Source organism: Pseudomonas capeferrum, assembly GCF_013523055.1.
GTDB lineage: Bacteria > Pseudomonadota > Gammaproteobacteria > Pseudomonadales > Pseudomonadaceae > Aquipseudomonas > Aquipseudomonas capeferrum_A.
Genome location: NZ_JAAMQM010000006.1, coordinates 222,953 through 238,127 on the forward strand (window position 1 = coordinate 222,953; position 15,175 = coordinate 238,127).

Annotated in this window: 16 protein-coding genes; 9 read left to right on the forward strand and 7 right to left on the reverse strand. The window is 61.1% G+C overall.

What is annotated here, in order from left to right; translation table 11 throughout:
- Positions 1-137: 137 nt before the first annotated feature.
- The gene (locus G7009_RS09255; RefSeq protein ID WP_181129692.1) at positions 138-725 is read right to left on the reverse strand and encodes a YajG family lipoprotein; all 588 of its coding nucleotides are present in this window, start codon (positions 723-725) and stop codon (positions 138-140) included.
- 144 nt (positions 726-869) lie between these two features.
- Here G7009_RS09255 and G7009_RS09260 point away from each other — a divergent pair, with 144 nt between their 5' ends.
- Together G7009_RS09260 and mqo are read left to right on the forward strand one after the other, a co-directional pair.
- A complete protein-coding gene (locus tag G7009_RS09260; RefSeq protein ID WP_181129693.1) occupies positions 870-1,103 on the forward strand; it encodes a hypothetical protein in 234 nt (77 codons plus the stop codon).
- A gap of 599 nt (positions 1,104-1,702) precedes the next feature.
- Positions 1,703-3,208, forward strand: coding sequence for a malate dehydrogenase (quinone) (gene mqo, locus G7009_RS09265; RefSeq protein WP_181129694.1), 1,506 nt, complete (start codon positions 1,703-1,705; stop codon positions 3,206-3,208).
- A gap of 234 nt (positions 3,209-3,442) precedes the next feature.
- Here the strand turns inward: mqo and G7009_RS09270 are convergent, their stop codons facing one another.
- The 3 genes from G7009_RS09270 to G7009_RS09280 form a co-directional block, all read right to left on the reverse strand.
- Positions 3,443-3,733 carry a PA4642 family protein gene (locus G7009_RS09270; protein ID WP_181129695.1) on the reverse strand — a complete coding sequence of 97 codons (291 nt, stop codon included), beginning with the start codon at positions 3,731-3,733 and terminating at the stop codon, positions 3,443-3,445.
- A gap of 68 nt (positions 3,734-3,801) precedes the next feature.
- The gene (locus G7009_RS09275) at positions 3,802-4,272 is read right to left on the reverse strand and encodes a hypothetical protein (protein ID WP_181129696.1); all 471 of its coding nucleotides are present in this window, start codon (positions 4,270-4,272) and stop codon (positions 3,802-3,804) included.
- A 339-nt stretch (positions 4,273-4,611) separates the two neighbouring features.
- Positions 4,612-5,169 (reverse strand): hypoxanthine-guanine phosphoribosyltransferase, encoded by a 558-nt coding sequence (locus G7009_RS09280; protein WP_181129697.1) that lies wholly within the window; start codon positions 5,167-5,169, stop codon positions 4,612-4,614.
- A gap of 164 nt (positions 5,170-5,333) precedes the next feature.
- Here G7009_RS09280 and upp point away from each other — a divergent pair, with 164 nt between their 5' ends.
- Entirely contained in the window at positions 5,334-5,972 is a 639-nt protein-coding gene (gene upp / locus G7009_RS09285; RefSeq protein WP_181129698.1) for a uracil phosphoribosyltransferase, read from the forward strand.
- Between the two features lie 2 nt (positions 5,973-5,974).
- Positions 5,975-7,249, forward strand: a complete 1,275-nt coding sequence (locus G7009_RS09290; RefSeq protein WP_181129699.1) for a uracil-xanthine permease family protein — start codon at positions 5,975-5,977, stop codon at positions 7,247-7,249.
- Positions 7,250-7,317: 68 nt separating this feature from the next.
- Here the strand turns inward: G7009_RS09290 and hemH are convergent, their stop codons facing one another.
- Entirely contained in the window at positions 7,318-8,331 is a 1,014-nt protein-coding gene (gene hemH, locus G7009_RS09295) for a ferrochelatase (RefSeq protein WP_181129700.1), read from the reverse strand.
- Positions 8,332-8,344: 13 nt separating this feature from the next.
- Positions 8,345-9,250, reverse strand: a complete 906-nt coding sequence (locus tag G7009_RS09300; RefSeq protein WP_181129701.1) for a TIGR01777 family oxidoreductase — start codon at positions 9,248-9,250, stop codon at positions 8,345-8,347.
- A 184-nt stretch (positions 9,251-9,434) separates the two neighbouring features.
- On the opposite strand from G7009_RS09300, the gene G7009_RS09305 reads away from it, so the two are divergent.
- The 5 genes from G7009_RS09305 (at position 9,435) to G7009_RS09325 (ending at position 14,515) form a co-directional block, all read left to right on the forward strand.
- Positions 9,435-10,421 carry an NAD(P)/FAD-dependent oxidoreductase gene (locus tag G7009_RS09305; RefSeq protein ID WP_181129702.1) on the forward strand — a complete coding sequence of 329 codons (987 nt, stop codon included), beginning with the start codon at positions 9,435-9,437 and terminating at the stop codon, positions 10,419-10,421.
- A gap of 95 nt (positions 10,422-10,516) precedes the next feature.
- Positions 10,517-11,485, forward strand: a complete 969-nt coding sequence (locus G7009_RS09310) for a DUF523 and DUF1722 domain-containing protein (protein ID WP_181129703.1) — start codon at positions 10,517-10,519, stop codon at positions 11,483-11,485.
- On the forward strand, positions 11,475-12,344 hold the full coding sequence (locus G7009_RS09315; protein ID WP_181129704.1) for a MerR family transcriptional regulator: 870 nt from the start codon (positions 11,475-11,477) through the stop codon (positions 12,342-12,344). Before G7009_RS09310 ends, G7009_RS09315 begins: the two co-directional genes overlap by 11 nt.
- 37 nt (positions 12,345-12,381) lie before the next feature.
- Positions 12,382-13,833, forward strand: a complete 1,452-nt coding sequence (gene phrB, locus G7009_RS09320; RefSeq protein WP_181129705.1) for a deoxyribodipyrimidine photo-lyase — start codon at positions 12,382-12,384, stop codon at positions 13,831-13,833.
- Positions 13,811-14,515, forward strand: coding sequence for an SDR family NAD(P)-dependent oxidoreductase (locus tag G7009_RS09325; protein ID WP_181129706.1), 705 nt, complete (start codon positions 13,811-13,813; stop codon positions 14,513-14,515). The genes phrB and G7009_RS09325 overlap by 23 nt, the downstream gene beginning before the upstream one ends.
- 39 nt (positions 14,516-14,554) lie before the next feature.
- Here G7009_RS09325 and G7009_RS09330 read toward each other — a convergent pair whose 3' ends face one another.
- On the reverse strand, positions 14,555-15,082 hold the full coding sequence (locus G7009_RS09330; protein ID WP_181129707.1) for an acyloxyacyl hydrolase: 528 nt from the start codon (positions 15,080-15,082) through the stop codon (positions 14,555-14,557).
- Positions 15,083-15,175: the final 93 nt, after the last annotated feature.

Below are 15,175 nucleotides of genomic sequence, written 5' to 3' on the forward strand. Positions count from 1 at the left end.
CCAGCAGTCGACTAACGACAGGCCAGCTGGGTTTTCAGGTTGATGCTGCTTGAACCCGGTGTTTCCCAGCGATCCATGAAGAACCATAAAAAAACCCGCGACCTGGATCAGGGCGCGGGCTTTCATGCAGGCAAATTTCAGCGCTCGGAAAGGACCTGGCCGATAGTCTGATCCTTGAACAGGCGGGTCAGGGCGTCGCTCAGTACGTCACCGACCAGCTTGGTATTGGTCTCCTGGTTCGGCGCCATGCCGAAGCGCTGGTCGAGCGAGGCGCCATAGCGACCACTGTAGCGACGACCGGCATTGGCTACATCGGCACGGAAAGTGGCGCCGATCGTGGCTTCGGTCACGTACATCTTGTCCTTGGGCGACTGATATTTCAGCTCCGCAAGGGTGATGGTCAGTTGCGGCGCATTGTAGGCGTTCGCTGTCGGAGTGAAACCGAGCAGGCGTACCGCGGCCTCGGCCTGCGCCTGCAGCTTGGGCACTACGTCGTTGCCGGAGACCGAGATGGTGCTGGTTTCGGGATACAGGCCACCCCGTGTCCCCAGTGATGGGGATGGACGACCGTCGACTACCTTCACGACCACCTGCTGCCCCTGACCGACCGGCGCCAGCTGGGCGTTGAGCTTGGGCTGCGGGCTGAGTTGCTGCGGACTGTGGGCACAACCGACCAGACTCAGACTGGCCACCGCGATCAAACCGAACAACAGACGTTGCAACATGCGCATTTCTCCGGAGTAAGCCGCAAAGGGCCACAGTATACCCAGGCCGCTCCCTACCAGCCATCGGGTCAAGCGCGCTGTCACAATGGTTTAACGCGCGGGCGCTTATCCTCATCACAGACACGTCAAACGGAACCCTTCGCCATGACTTCGCTCTGGTCGCTGCTATTCAAACGCTCGCGCCACACTGCCTATGCGCGCCTCGACGCCGACGGCAAATGCGTTGCCTTCAAGGCATGCATCCAGCCGCCGAGCGGCAATGGCTGGGTCCAGGTCAACGAAACCCGGCTCAGTTGGCTGGGCGCCCCACTACCTGCCAGCGCTCGGGTATGCGCTCGCGCAAGGCGCCGATGGCACCAGCGCAGCCTCCCCGCCTGATAAAAGCGACAATAAAAGCACGAATAACGACCTTTTCTGCCCGAGACATCGTTATAATCTCCCCCCGATTATAAGGACGTCTCCTGATCGGGCCCTGCTATACGCCGCTGCAACCTATCGGCACCCTCCGCTTCGCCCACAGAGAGCCTTCCACTCCAGGTCTTGCCTTGGCCGATGCGCCTGTATTTCCGGCCTTCTGCTGCACGCAAGAACCTGTGGATTGCCAACGCGCAATCCCTTTTGAGGTTCACGTCTCCAAAAGAGCGTGAAAAAACGGGTTTCACAACTTCACAAGAGTGTGGCGAGCAAATGAACAATCTGGCATGTGCAAAAGCGACAGATATGTACCAAACAGCCCTTAGCAGCTGGCAACAGCGCTCATCCCGGATGCGTGCCTGAGGCTGACGCATGACGGCCATCCTTGACCATAAGTCGAATTGCCGCACCGACGGCAAACGGCGTTCAATACGATGAATGCCCAGACAGGTTGGCGATGTCCGTGAACGTGAAACAACTGCGAAGTATCGGACATGGCGATCCCGGATATTCCAGGGGTCCTATGCTGTCAATTAGGTGCTGTAGATTGTGGAGACGCGTTAATGGCGCAGAACGAATCAGTTGACGTGGTATTGGTAGGCGCGGGCATCATGAGTGCCACCCTGGCCGTACTGCTCAAGGAGCTCGACCCGACGATCAAGCTGGAAGTCGTCGAGGCGATGGACTCGGGTGCCGCGGAAAGCTCCAACCCGTGGAACAACGCAGGCACCGGCCACGCCGGCCTGTGCGAGCTGAACTACACGCCTCAGGCCGCCGATGGCAGCATCGACATCAAGAAAGCGGTACTCATCAATAGTCAGTTCGAGGTTTCCCGACAGTTCTGGGCCTACCTGAGCCGTCAGGGCAGCTTCGGCTCGCCGCGCGCGTTCATCAACCCGGTCCCGCACCTGAGCTACGTCGAGGGCGAAAAGGGTATCGATTTTCTCAAGAAGCGCTACGAACTGCTCAAGCAGCACCATGCCTTCGCGGAAATGGAATACACCGAAGACAATGCCGTGATGAACCAGTGGATGCCGCTGATGATGCCGGGCCGTCCCGCGGACCAGCGCATCGCGGCCACGCGCGTCATGAAGGGCACCGATGTCAACTTCGGCGCGCTGACCAACAAGCTGCTCAAGCATCTGGGCAACACCCCGGATGCCCAGGTCAAGTACAGCAAGAAGGTGACCGGCCTAAGCCGCAATGCCAACGGCTGGACCGTCACCATCAAGGACATCAACAGCGGCGGCACTCGCGAAGTCGATGCCCGCTTCGTGTTCCTCGGCGCCGGTGGCGCGGCCCTGCCGCTGCTGCAGATGTCCGGCATCGAAGAGAGCAAGGGTTTCGGAGGCTTCCCGGTCAGCGGCCAGTGGCTGCGCTGCGACAACCCCGAAATCGTCAGGCAGCATCAGGCCAAGGTCTACAGCCAGGCTGCGGTGGGCGCGCCACCCATGTCGGTGCCGCACTTGGACACGCGGGTAGTCGACGGCAAGAAATCCTTGTTGTTCGGCCCTTACGCGGGCTTCACCACCAAGTTCCTCAAGCATGGCTCGCTGCTCGACTTGCCGCTCTCGGTACGCCTGGGCAACATCGGCCCGATGCTGGCCGTGGCGCGTGACAACATGGACCTGACCAAGTACCTGGTCAGCGAAGTCATGCAGTCGATGGAACAGCGCCTGGAGTCCCTGCGCCGCTTCTACCCAGAAGCCAAGGCCGAGGACTGGCGTCTGGAAGTGGCTGGGCAACGGGTACAGATCATCAAGAAGGATCCGAAGAAAGGCGGCGTCCTGCAGTTCGGCACCGAACTGGTCTCGGCCCGGGACGGCAGCCTCGCGGCCCTGCTGGGTGCATCGCCTGGCGCCTCGGTGACGGTATCGATCATGCTCGATCTGATCGAACGCTGCTTCCCGGAGCAGACCAAGGGCGCATGGGCCGGCAAGCTCAAGGAAATCTTCCCGGCTCGCGAGAAGATCCTGGCGACCGACGCCGCGCTGTACCGCGAAATCAGCGAGGCGAACGACGAAGCGCTGGAACTCGTCGAAAGCAGCCCGGCCGAGCACTACGCCTAGGCGGCACCGACAAAAACGCCCTTGGGGTAATGCTGGTCAGTTAAGGCCAATGGGGCTGCTTCGCACCCCTTCGCGGGCAAGCCCGCTCCCACAAGAAGTGCGCAGTTCCTGAATTCAGCGCTCAACTTGTGGGAGCGGGCTTGCCCGCGAAGGGATGCGAAGCAGCCTTAATTGCAGATTGTGGGGCTTAACTGACTGGCATTGCCCCTCGGGGCGTTTTTTTTGGCTGACGGATCAGCCGCGCGCCTTGTTGATGATCTCGATGTAGTCGGGAGCCATGCGCTGGTCGCCGATGACCTCGACGAAGGTCTTGCCATGCTCGTCCTTGCCGTCCAGGTCCAGACCCGCTTCGACGAAGAACCCGATGAAACGCTCGAAGTCATCGATGCGCAGGCCACGGTAGGCTTTGATCATTTTATGCATCGACGGCGAGGTCACACCATCGGCAGGCTCGTAAAGGAGGAACGACTTCACGTAGTCGTCGCTGATCTCGTCACCAATTACCTGTTTCTTGTCTTTACGCATTGCCGACTCCACTAGGCCATCACGGATGTTACGAAGGCCGGCAGTTTACCCCTCGCCGCCCACGAGCCTCAACGCGTACGTACCGTTCCTGTATGGAGGTCAGCCCAGACATGCCCGTTGGGATAGCTCAGGAACTGTACGTACAAGGTCTCGTTGCGCAGCAAGTCCATGATCACTCGGTAATCGCCAATTGGATAATTGAGGCTCAAGGTCTTGGATTTTTCATCGTAGACCGGCTTCTTGAGACTCTTGCTTCCATCACCATCGAAACTGACCAGCACCTGGCTTACCGTCGCACCTTTGCTCAAGGGCTTGCCCTTCAGGCGCATCACCAGCGACGAAGTGATAGGAATGGGTTGCTGGTTGGACGTGCGCTGGGCGCCAACGACTACCGAGTAATCGGTGATCTGCAGCAACTGTTGGGACTCGGGCGCTTCCTGGCGCAAGGCGAGGTCATCCGGCGGCAGGAACTGACTGTGCAGCGGCGCCGCGCAAAGCGGCAGGCTGACCGTCAGCAAGAAAGGAAGAATCGCACGCATGGGCAGCTCCATTGGCAATGGAGAGGCACTCTAGCACGGGGCAAGACGGTTCCTGTGCAATCGGCCGAGCTGACCGGAGACCCAATGCCGGACAGCCAGGAAATATCCTTAACTTTAATGCTAAAACTTTTAAGGCATCTGTGAAGCTGATGGCCTCATCGCGGGACAAGCCCGCTCGCCAGCCGGTGTAGCTAAGACACATCCCCGGTGGCGAGCGGGCTTGTCCCGCGATGAGGCCATCAGCTTCACAGAGATTCAAAAGCTATAAGATAAATCTCAGCATCATTGCGGCCCACCTGACAGGCAACGACCATGCGCCGCCCGTCGAGTGGCGCCTGATTACAAGCCTTTGACAGCGAAGATCCCATTGGCGTTGCGCCAGTAACCTTTGTAGTCCATGCCATAACCGAAGATGTAGCGATCCACGCACGGCAGTCCCACGAAATCGGCCTTGAGATCAGGGCTGGCCTTGCGGTCGTGATCCTTGTCGATCAGCACCGCGGTGTGCACCGAGCGCGCGCCGGCATGCTTGCAGAATTCGATGATGGCGCTGAGGGTATGACCTTCGTCGAGAATGTCATCGACGATCAGCACGTCACGGTCGATGAAGGACACTTCCGGCTTGGCTTTCCAGAACAGCTCACCGCCGCTGGTCTGGTTACGGTAGCGGGTTGCGTGCAGATACGACGCCTCCAGCGGGAACTGCAAGTGGGTGAGCAGCTTGCCGGCAAAGATCAGACCGCCGTTCATCACGCAGAATACGACCGGGTTGGTCTCGGCCATGCGCTGGCTGATCTGCTCGCCGACCTTGGCGATGGCCGCCTCGACCTGCGCTTCGGTGTACAGGCAGTCGGCCTCTTGCATGACTTGACGGATGTGCTCGAGATCGGCGGACATGGCGCTCTCCAAGGGGGCTGCGAATGAGAAAAGCGGGCAAAGGTACGCATCCGCCGGTCCCAGATCAAGCGTTTATGGACTAACGTCCAGAATGACGCACGACACAGGTGACTGAATAGATTAATCTAGCGCCGTTTTTTTGCCCGCCCTCCGGAGCCCCCTCTATGCCTACCCGTGAGATCCGCCATCCGCTGATCCGCCACAAGCTCGGCCTCATGCGCCGCGCCGACATCAGCACCAAGAATTTCCGCGAGCTCTCCCAGGAAGTCGGTGCCCTCCTCACCTATGAAGCCACCAAGGACCTGCCGCTCGAGACCTACGAGATAGAAGGCTGGTGCGGCAAGGTACCGGTCGAGAAGATCGCCGGCAAGAAGATCACCGTCGTACCGATCCTGCGCGCGGGCATCGGCATGCTCGATGGCGTGCTCAGCCTGATTCCAGGTGCCAAGGTCAGCGCCGTTGGCGTTGCGCGCAACGAGGAAACCCTCGAAGCGCACACCTACCTGGAAAAACTTGCGCCGGAAATCAATCAGCGCCTGGCCCTGATCATCGACCCGATGCTCGCCACCGGCAGCTCCATGATCGCCACCATCGACCTGCTGAAGAAAGCCGGTTGCCGGGATATCCGCGCCATGGTCCTGGTCGCTGCGCCGGAAGGCATCGCCGCGGTCGACAAGGCACACCCCGACGTACAGATCTATACCGCCTCGATCGACCAGCGCCTCAACGACGACGGCTACATCATCCCCGGCCTGGGCGATGCCGGTGACAAGATCTTCGGCACCAAGCAGAAGGACGCCTGACCATGCAGGACGGCTTCAACGACCCGCTCTGGCGCCAGGTCGTCTCGGGCGCGCAGATGCTCTTCGTGGCATTCGGCGCCTTGGTGCTGATGCCGCTGATCACCGGCCTCGATCCTAACGTCGCGCTGTTCACCGCGGGTCTGGGGACCTTGCTGTTCCAGCTGGTAACCGGACGTCAGGTGCCGGTATTCCTGGCTTCGAGCTTCGCCTTCATCACCCCGATCATTCTCGCCAAGGGTCAGTTCGGCCTTGCCGAGACCATGGGCGGGGTGATGGCGGCCGGTTTCGTCTACACCTTCATGGGCCTGGCGGTGAAGATCAAGGGTACGGGGTTCATCGATCGCATGCTGCCTCCGGTGGTGATCGGCCCGGTGATCATTTCCATCGGCCTGGCCATGGCACCGATCGCCGCCAACATGGCCATGGGCAAGGCTGGCGACGGCAGTGTGCTGATGCCGTATGGCACGGCCATGATGATCTCCATGCCGGCGCTGCTGACCACCTTGATCATCGCGGTATTCGGCAAGGGCATGTTCCGTCTGGTCCCGATCATCTCCGGCGTACTGGTGGGCTTCGCCCTGGCGTTCTCCTTCGGCGTCGTCGACACAGCCAAGATCGCCGCGGCTCCCTGGCTCGAGCTCCCGAACTTCACGGCACCGGCGTTCAACTGGCAGGCTATCCTGTTCATCGTGCCCGTGGCCCTGGCTCCGGCGATCGAACACATCGGCGGCGTGATCGCGGTCGGTAGCGTGACCGGCCGTGACTACCTGAAAAAACCCGGCCTGCACCGTACGCTGCTGGGCGACGGCCTGGCGACCACCGCAGCAGGCCTGTTCGGCGGCCCGCCCAACACCACCTACGCCGAAGTGACCGGCGCGGTGATGCTGACCAAGAGCTACAACCCGAAGATCATGACCTGGGCGGCGATATTCGCCATCGGTCTGGCCTTCATCGGCAAGTTCGGTGCCTTGCTGCAAAGCATCCCGGTACCGGTGATGGGTGGCATTCTGTGCCTGCTGTTCGGCTCGATCGCCGCCGTGGGCATGAACACCATGATCCGTCACCAGGTCGACCTGTCCGAGGCCCGCAACCTGGTGATCGTCTCGGTCACGCTGGTCTTCGGCATCGGTGGCGTCCTGGTTGGCAGTGGCGACGGCCCGGATGACTGGGGCCTCAAGGGCATCGCCCTGTGCGCCATCGTCGCCATCGTCCTCAATCTGCTGTTGCCAGGCAACGACGGCTGGAAGAACAAGAAGCCGGACGACCTCATGCACTGACAGTCGATGTCATGTCCTCGAGCCAGGATGCTGGAGGGCATGACGGACAACTGTCCTGGGCCGCTGGGTCAGGCTTTCTCGCACAAGCCGTTCAAGGCCTGTGCCCATTGCGGGTGATCGTTGAGACAAGGCACCAGCACCAGCTCCTCCCCTCCTGCCTCGATAAACTGCTCGCGACCGCGATCACCGATCTCTTCCAGGGTCTCGATACAGTCGGCCACGAACGCCGGGCACATGACCAACAGCTTCTTGACGCCGGCCTTGGCCAATTCGTCCAGACGGGTCTCGGTGTAAGGCTCGATCCACTTCGCACGACCCAGCCTCGACTGGAACGATACCGACCACTTGCCATCCGGCAGCCCCATCTTCTCGGCGAAGAGGCGTGCCGTCGCCAGGCACTGCGCGCGGTAGCACACCGCACGTACCTCGGGCCCGGCTTGGGCGCAGCAGTCAGGGCTCTGGAAACAATGAGCACCCGTAGGGTCGAGCTTTTTGAGGTGACGCTCGGGCAGCCCGTGAAAGCTCATCAGCAAGTGGTCGAAGTCTCGCTGCTGATGCGGCCGCGCGCTTTCGACCAGCGCTTCGATATATTCCGGCTGATCGTAGAAGGGCTTGAGCACCCTCATCTCCAGCGCCAGCTTACGCTCGTCGATGACTTGCCTGGCAAGCTCGACCACGGTGGTCACCGTACTGTCGGCAAACTGGGGATAGAGCGGTGCCAGGGTCACTTTACGCACGCCGTCGGCAGCCAGGCGCGCGAGGACATCCGGCAAGGCGGGCTGGCCGTAGCGCATGGCGATCTCGACCGGTCCATGTCGCCACTGCGCAGCCATGGCAGCCTGCAGGCGACGCGTCAGCACCACCAATGGCGAACCCTCGTCCCACCAGATGGAGGCGTAGGCGTGGGCCGACTGCTCGGGTCGCTTGACCAGGATCAGCGACACCAGCAGCCTGCGTACCGGCCAGGGCAGATCGATGACATAGGGGTCCATCAGGAACTGATTGAGGTAGCGGCGCACATCGGGCACCGAAGTCGAAGCCGGTGAGCCCAGGTTGACCAGCAACAGCGCGTGATCGGTCATGCAGCGTCCTTTGTCAGAGGCGACTGGACAGGTTGTCCAGGGCCGATTGCAGATCGTTGTAGCGGAAGGTGAAACCGGCGTCGAGCAGGCGCACGGGACGCGCGCGCTGGCCGCCCAGCAACAGGGTCGAAAGCTCGCCAAGCCCGGCCTTGAGCAGGAAGGCCGGCATTGGCAGGAAGGCTGGACGATGCAAGGCCTTTCCCAACTGCTTGGCGAACTCTCGGTTGCGTACCGGTTCGGGAGCACAGGCATTATAAGGACCGCTGGTATCCTTGTGCTTGAGGAGAAAATCTATGAGGGCGATCTGATCTTCCAGATGCACCCAGGGCATCCACTGCCGGCCACTGCCCAGAGGGCCGCCCAGACCCAACTTGAAGGGCACTCGCAGGCGTGACAGAAATCCCCCATCACCCGCCAGTACCAGGCCGGTGCGCACTAGCACCACACGCATGCCCAGGGTCTGCGCGCGGACCGCGGTTTCCTCCCAAGCGATACACAGTTGGCTGGCGAAATCCTCCTTCACCGGCGGCGACCCCTCATTCAGCTCGCGTTCGCCGCCATCGCCGTACCAACCCACGGCGGAACCCGAGATCAGGACCTCGGGGCGCTGCTCGCGCTGCTCAAGCCAGGCCAGCAGACGCTCGGTCAACGCGATCCGACTGCCCCAGAGCACCTTGCGCCTGGCTGCGGTCCAGGGCCGATCGGCAATCGGCGCCCCCGCCAGGTTGACCACGGCGTCCACCGTTTCGTCCGCCCTCAGCTCCTCGAGCCGCGCGATGCCACGCGCTCCACGCGCGCAAAGACGCGATACCTGGTCGGGTCGGCGGCTCAGGACGGTCAGGGTGTGACCCTGGTGGGTCCAGAGCTGGCAGAGATGCCTGCCTATCAAACCTGTACCACCGGTCAGCAATATATGCATGGGTGTGTCCTCACGGAGCCCGCTCGTGGTCTATTTTAAAAGCAAGGGATTTTTGACCGTACGCTCTCGATAAACATAGGCCAACCTGTCGTATTGAGCGGAATAACCTTATACAAGTTTTAGGCATTGTACAGGTTTGCCAAGCAGCGTACGCTGCACTCAACCAGGTTTCGAAGAGGCCATTATGACAGTACCTATTGCAATCATCGGTGCCGGTATTGCCGGCCTGTCCGCCGCCCAGGCCTTGCAGAAGGCCGGACAGAGCGTCCATCTTTTCGACAAGGGCCATGGCAGTGGCGGTCGCATGGCCAGCAAGCGCAGCGAGGCCGGTGCGCTGGACTTGGGCGCTCAATACTTCACCGCGCGTGACCGCCGCTTCGTCGACGAAGTCCAGCACTGGGTCACCGCAGGCTGGGCCGAGCAATGGAAGCCCCAGCTCTACAACTACCGCAACGGTCAACTGACCCCTTCCCCCGATGAGCAGGTTCGCTGGGTCGGCGTGCCACGCATGAGCGCCATCACGCGCGGCCTGCTCAAGGACGTGACAGTGAATTTCGGCTGCCGTATCGCCGAGGTGTTCCGCGGCAAGCAGTTCTGGCACCTGCAGGATACCGACGGATGCAGCCACGGGCCCTTCAGCCGCGTGGTGATCGCCGTCCCCGCGCCGCAGGCCACCCAACTGCTGGTCGCCACTCCCAAGCTGGCGGCAGTCGCGGCAGGCGTACAGATGGAACCGACATGGGCCATCGCCCTAGGCTTCCAGACGCCACTGGCTACGCCGATGCAAGGTTGCTTCGTGCAGGACAATCCGATCGACTGGCTGGCCCGCAACCGCAGCAAGCCCGGCCGTAACGAGCAACTGGATACCTGGGTGCTTCATGCTTCCTCCAACTGGAGCAAACAGCATATCGATCTGCCCAAGGAGGATGTCATCGAACAACTGCGTGGCGAGTTCGCCGAGCTGGTCGGCTGCGTCATGCCCGAACCGACGTTTTCCCTGGCTCATCGCTGGCTCTATGCACGCCCCGCCGGCAGCCACGAATGGGGCGCGCTGGCGGATGCCGACCAGGGGTTGTATGCCTGCGGCGACTGGTGTCTTTCGGGCCGGGTTGAAGGTGCTTGGCTCAGTGGCCAGGAAGCGGCGCGTCGTCTTCTCGAACACCTGGACTGAGTCCGTCCGCTCGATTCTTTTGAATCTGTTCGTCGCTTTGGTGGAATTGTCTTGTACAGTAATTGTCAGCCGTACAAGTTATTCTGGAGAAGGCGATGAGCACGCAACCCGCATTGGAAAAGCCTCGCATCGGCATCAGCGCCTGTCTCATGGGGAGTAACGTGCGTTACAACGGTGGACACAAGGCCTCTGCCCTTTGCCGCGAGCTGCTTGAAGAACATTTTGAATGGGTGCCCCTTTGCCCTGAGATGGCCATCGGCCTTGGCACGCCTCGGGATCCGATTCGCCTGGTCGGTGATCCGGACAACCCTGAAGTAGTGGGCACCCGTAACTCCACCCTCAACGTTTCCGGCCCCCTGCGCGCCTACGGCGCACAGATGGCTAAAGAGCTGACCGACATCTGCGGCTACATCTTCATGCAAAAATCGCCATCCTGCGGACTGGAGCGGGTCAAGGTCTACCAGGATAACGGCCACCCCGCCGTCAAAGGGGGTCGGGGTGCCTATGCCGACGCGTTCTGTGCCTTGCGGCCAGAGTTGCCTGTGGAAGAAGAAGGCCGCTTGCATGATCCAGTCCTGCGTGAAAACTTCATCAGCCGGGTCTATGCCTATGCCGATTGGCAGCAATTGCTCGCCGATGGCTTGAGCCGCGGCGCGCTGATCGGCTTTCATTCCCGCTACAAGTACCTCTTGATGGCCAACAACCCGCAAGCCTACCGCGACATCGGTAGATTGCTGGGCACCATGAGCCGCGAGGACGATCCCCAGCAAGTGGGCCAGCATTATTTCGGCCAGTTGATGACGGCCCTCGGCCGCTGCGCAAGCCGTGGCACGCACAGCAATGTGCTGCAACACCTGAGCGGCTATTTCCGTAACGTCCTGGACAGGGACGACAAGGCGGAACTGCAACAAGTGATCAACCAGTATCAGGGGGGCATCGTGCCCTTGGTCGTGCCCTTGACGCTGCTCAAGCATCATCTGCGCAATCATCCGGACCCCTATCTATTGCAGCAAGCCTACTTGCACCCGCACCCCGCGCGTCTGGGGCTACGTAATGCCATCTGAACTCTTGCTGCCGATCCGCGAAGTGGCCAGGCTGACCGGGGTGAACCCGGTGACCTTGCGTGCCTGGGAACGCCGCTACGGATTGCTCACTCCGCAGCGTACCGAAAAAGGCCACCGACTCTATTCGCAGACACAGATCGAACGCGTCCAGGCCGTATTGCATTGGCTGCAACGCGGCGCCTCGGTCAGCCAGGTGCGTGGCCTGCTGGACGCTCAACCTGCTGCTATCACACCTCCGCAAGGTGATTGGCAGCCCCGTTGCCAGCAACTGGTCGATGCGATCGGCAATCTGGCCCAACGCCCTCTGGATCATCTGTTCAACCAGGCGGTAGCGCTCTACCCGGCCGTCACGGTTTGCGAGCATCTGTTGCTACCCTTGCTGGACCAGTTGGCCGAGCGCTGGCGCACGCGTTTCAATGCCCGGCTCGAGCAGGTCTTCTTCCATTCCTGGCTGCGCAGCAAGCTGGGTACACGGGTTCATCACAACAATCATTCGCTGGAGGGCCCCGCGGTCCTGCTTGCCAGCGACAACGACCAGCCCTTCGACAGTCATCTCTGGCTATGTGCCTGGCTGCTGAGCAACAGTGGATTTCCGGTCGAGATCCTCGAGTGGTCGGTTTCAGGCGCGCAGTTGCACGAGGCGGTACTCCAGTTGAAACCGAGTGCCGTACTGCTCTGCGTCGGCCAGAAGATCGATGCGCGAGCACTGCAGCGCGCCCTGCGACCCTTGCAGCTTCCAACCTTGATCGGTGGCCCGGCGCTTTCCGTGCATCGGGATCAGCTACAGGCCCTGGAATTACCAAACCTGCACCTGTTCGACAGCCCGCAGATGGCCTTGCAGCGCCTGCAGCAATCCTGAGCGAACACGACAATCCTCACGGCAGAGACCCCTGACCATGCAACTGATCTGGCTGCGCAACGATCTGCGCGTCGCTGACAATACCGCCCTTGCCGCTGCCTGCGAACGCGGCCCCACGCTTGCGCTATGGCTGATCAGCCCAAGCCAATGGCAAATGCATGACGATGCGCCCTGCAAGGTCGACTTCTGGCTGCGCAACCTGCGCAGCTTGCGCAAGACCCTCGATGGACTGAATATCCCTCTACTCATTCGCAAGGCCGATACCTGGCAGGAGGCACCGGACGTCGTACGCGCGCTTTGCCAGCAGCATCAGGTCCAGGCCGTGCACTGGAACGAGGAATACGGTGTCAACGAGACCCTGCGTGACGAGGCCACGCGCCATGCGCTCGAAGCGCAGGGCTTGACGGTGCATAGCCATCTCGACCAAGTGCTTTTCCGCCCTGGAACGGTGTTGACCCGCAGCGGGCATTATTTCCAGGTCTTCGGCCAGTTCCGCAGGGCCTGCCATGAACACCTGCATCGCAGTCTTCCGGCCTTGGCGCCTCGGGTAGGACCCCAGGCACCGTTGAAGATCTCCAGCGACCCGCTGCCATACCGGATCGACGGTTTTGCCCAGCCCTCCCCCACGTTGCGCCAGTACTGGCCCGAAGGAGAGGCAGAGGCGCATCAGCGTCTGCAGCGATTCCTGGACGAGACCGCCGAGGACTACACGCGCCTGCGCGACCTGCCCGCGGTCCCCGGCACCAGCCAGCTGTCGGCCTACCTGGCCGCTGGCGTGATCTCGCCACGCCAGTGCCTGCATGCCGCGCTATCAAGCAACCGCGGCGAGTTCGATAGCGGTAATGACGGTGTGCAAACCTGGGTCAACGAATTGCTGTGGCGCGAATTCTACAAACACATCCTGGTGGGTTATCCCCAGGTCTCTCGCCATCGCGCCTTCCGAAGCCATACCGAAGCCCTGCCGTGGCGCAATGCTCCCGAAGAACTCCATGCGTGGCAGGAAGGACGCACCGGATTTCCCCTGATCGACGCGGCAATGCGTCAGATGCACGAGACCGGCTGGATGCATAACCGCCTGCGGATGATCGTTGCCATGTTCCTCAGCAAGAACCTGCTGATCGACTGGCGCCTGGGAGAACGCTATTTCATGCGCCACCTGATCGATGGCGACTTGGCCGCCAACAACGGAGGGTGGCAATGGAGCGCTTCGACTGGCACCGACTCGGTACCCTACTTCCGGGTCTTCAACCCTGTCACCCAGTCCCAGCGCTTCGATCCTGAGGGCCGTTTCATTTGCCGCTGGCTTCCAGAACTGCAAGGACTGGATAAGAAATCAGTACACGCCCCGTACAAAAGTACTGGTTTCCTTGCTACAAATAGTTATCCGGGGCCAATGGTTGACCTCCGAAGCAGTCGCCAGCGAGCCCTTGAAGCCTTCAAGGGCTTGACTGGTAGGAGTCGAGGACATGACAGCGAATATCCCACGTAGCGCATGGATTACCGGAGCTACGGAAGGACTAGGCATGGCACTGGTGGCACACCTGCTCCTGCAGGGCTATCGAGTGGCCGCAAGCGTAAGACATGCCGATAGCCTGGGTGACCTGGCAAAACGCTATTCGTCGCGCTTGCTGCTGCTGCCAGGCGCGTTGCACCAAGAGGATCAGGCGGTCGACGCAGCCCGGGAAATAGCGCGCAAGTGGGGTGGGCTGGATACCTTGATCATCAATGCGGGTACCTGCGATTACCTCCCGCACGATGTGGATGACAACGAGCTTCTCGAAGCGCTTGTCACCACCAATCGCGCCGCCAGCGAGTACTGCCTGGATAACGCCATCCCCTTGCTCGACAAGGGCAAGTCGGCGCAGGTCATGGCGATACTCAGCCGACACTCGGCCCGCCAGCTGGGCGCTCAGGATGAGCCGGCTTCGCTCGGCAACGACCTCGCGCAGTGGTTCAGGGATCGACAAGGCTTAGTGAAGGAGCGCGGCATCAGCTTGACGCTTGTGGCCCCACGACCTTTGACGGTCCCGGCGAGTCCGACCAAGGCTGTACCCCAGGAATGGACGCCGGATTCCGCGGCAAGGAAGATTCTGGAGTATCTGCCCCAACGTCCGGCAGAGCTGGTGCTCGAAGCGATGAGTGTCAGCAGCCTTTGGCCACTGCCACGCTAAGCGCCAGCCCCGAACCTGTCAGGTTCGGGGCCGATGGAGTCAAAGCGGCATGCGATAGTGCAACGCATAGCTCTCGACGCCGTCGTTCGGCGACTGCAAGCCTGCGTTGGAGTAGTGGATCGCACGAATGCCGACCTCATGGCCGCCGGCGAAGCGCAGGCCCACGCCGATACGGTCTTCGAATTGGAAGGACGAACCCAGCTGGTTGCTTTCCAGCTCGGTGCTGGAGAAGGCAGCGACGCCGATGCCTGCTTCGATATACGGCTTGACCGACTCGCCGGCAAACTCATAGACGAATACTGGCGCGAACGAAAGACTGTGGTTGCTCGCGGTTTCGTCACCGTCCCAGAACGTGTAGGCACCATCCCAGTAGCCGGTGACGCGACCAACGCTGGTCTGCCACCAGCTTACGTCCCAATTCGACTGCAGCCCCAACCGGTAGACCATGGTCGAATCGCCTGTCTGCCCCACCGAGAGCGAAACGTCCGCAGCCTGCGCCGAAATTGCCTGCCCCAGGGTCAAGGCAGCAGTCGCTACCAAGCAAAACAGTTTCTTCATGAGAAACATCCTTATCCAAATTCTGTTTTTTAGATCTCTGCCTCAATCAGGCAAGGAATAGAAATCTGCAGTAGTACGATAGTTCAGCTCTACGCGAAATTT

Coding starts and splice junctions, on each gene's coding strand:
- G7009_RS09305 (WP_181129702.1), top strand. CDS start 9,435: ATGACAGTACCTATTGCAATCATCGGTGCCGGTATTGCCGGCCTGTCC.
- G7009_RS09290 (WP_181129699.1), top strand. CDS start 5,975: ATGCAGGACGGCTTCAACGACCCGCTCTGGCGCCAGGTCGTCTCGGGC.
- hemH (WP_181129700.1), bottom strand. CDS start 8,331: ATGACCGATCACGCGCTGTTGCTGGTCAACCTGGGCTCACCGGCTTCG.
- G7009_RS09310 (WP_181129703.1), top strand. CDS start 10,517: ATGAGCACGCAACCCGCATTGGAAAAGCCTCGCATCGGCATCAGCGCC.
- upp (WP_181129698.1), top strand. CDS start 5,334: ATGCCTACCCGTGAGATCCGCCATCCGCTGATCCGCCACAAGCTCGGC.
- G7009_RS09330 (WP_181129707.1), bottom strand. CDS start 15,082: ATGTTTCTCATGAAGAAACTGTTTTGCTTGGTAGCGACTGCTGCCTTG.
- G7009_RS09270 (WP_181129695.1), bottom strand. CDS start 3,733: ATGCGTAAAGACAAGAAACAGGTAATTGGTGACGAGATCAGCGACGAC.
- G7009_RS09280 (WP_181129697.1), bottom strand. CDS start 5,169: ATGTCCGCCGATCTCGAGCACATCCGTCAAGTCATGCAAGAGGCCGAC.
- G7009_RS09255 (WP_181129692.1), bottom strand. CDS start 725: ATGTTGCAACGTCTGTTGTTCGGTTTGATCGCGGTGGCCAGTCTGAGT.
- G7009_RS09275 (WP_181129696.1), bottom strand. CDS start 4,272: ATGCGTGCGATTCTTCCTTTCTTGCTGACGGTCAGCCTGCCGCTTTGC.
- G7009_RS09315 (WP_181129704.1), top strand. CDS start 11,475: ATGCCATCTGAACTCTTGCTGCCGATCCGCGAAGTGGCCAGGCTGACC.
- phrB (WP_181129705.1), top strand. CDS start 12,382: ATGCAACTGATCTGGCTGCGCAACGATCTGCGCGTCGCTGACAATACC.
- mqo (WP_181129694.1), top strand. CDS start 1,703: ATGGCGCAGAACGAATCAGTTGACGTGGTATTGGTAGGCGCGGGCATC.
- G7009_RS09300 (WP_181129701.1), bottom strand. CDS start 9,250: ATGCATATATTGCTGACCGGTGGTACAGGTTTGATAGGCAGGCATCTC.
- G7009_RS09260 (WP_181129693.1), top strand. CDS start 870: ATGACTTCGCTCTGGTCGCTGCTATTCAAACGCTCGCGCCACACTGCC.
- G7009_RS09325 (WP_181129706.1), top strand. CDS start 13,811: ATGACAGCGAATATCCCACGTAGCGCATGGATTACCGGAGCTACGGAA.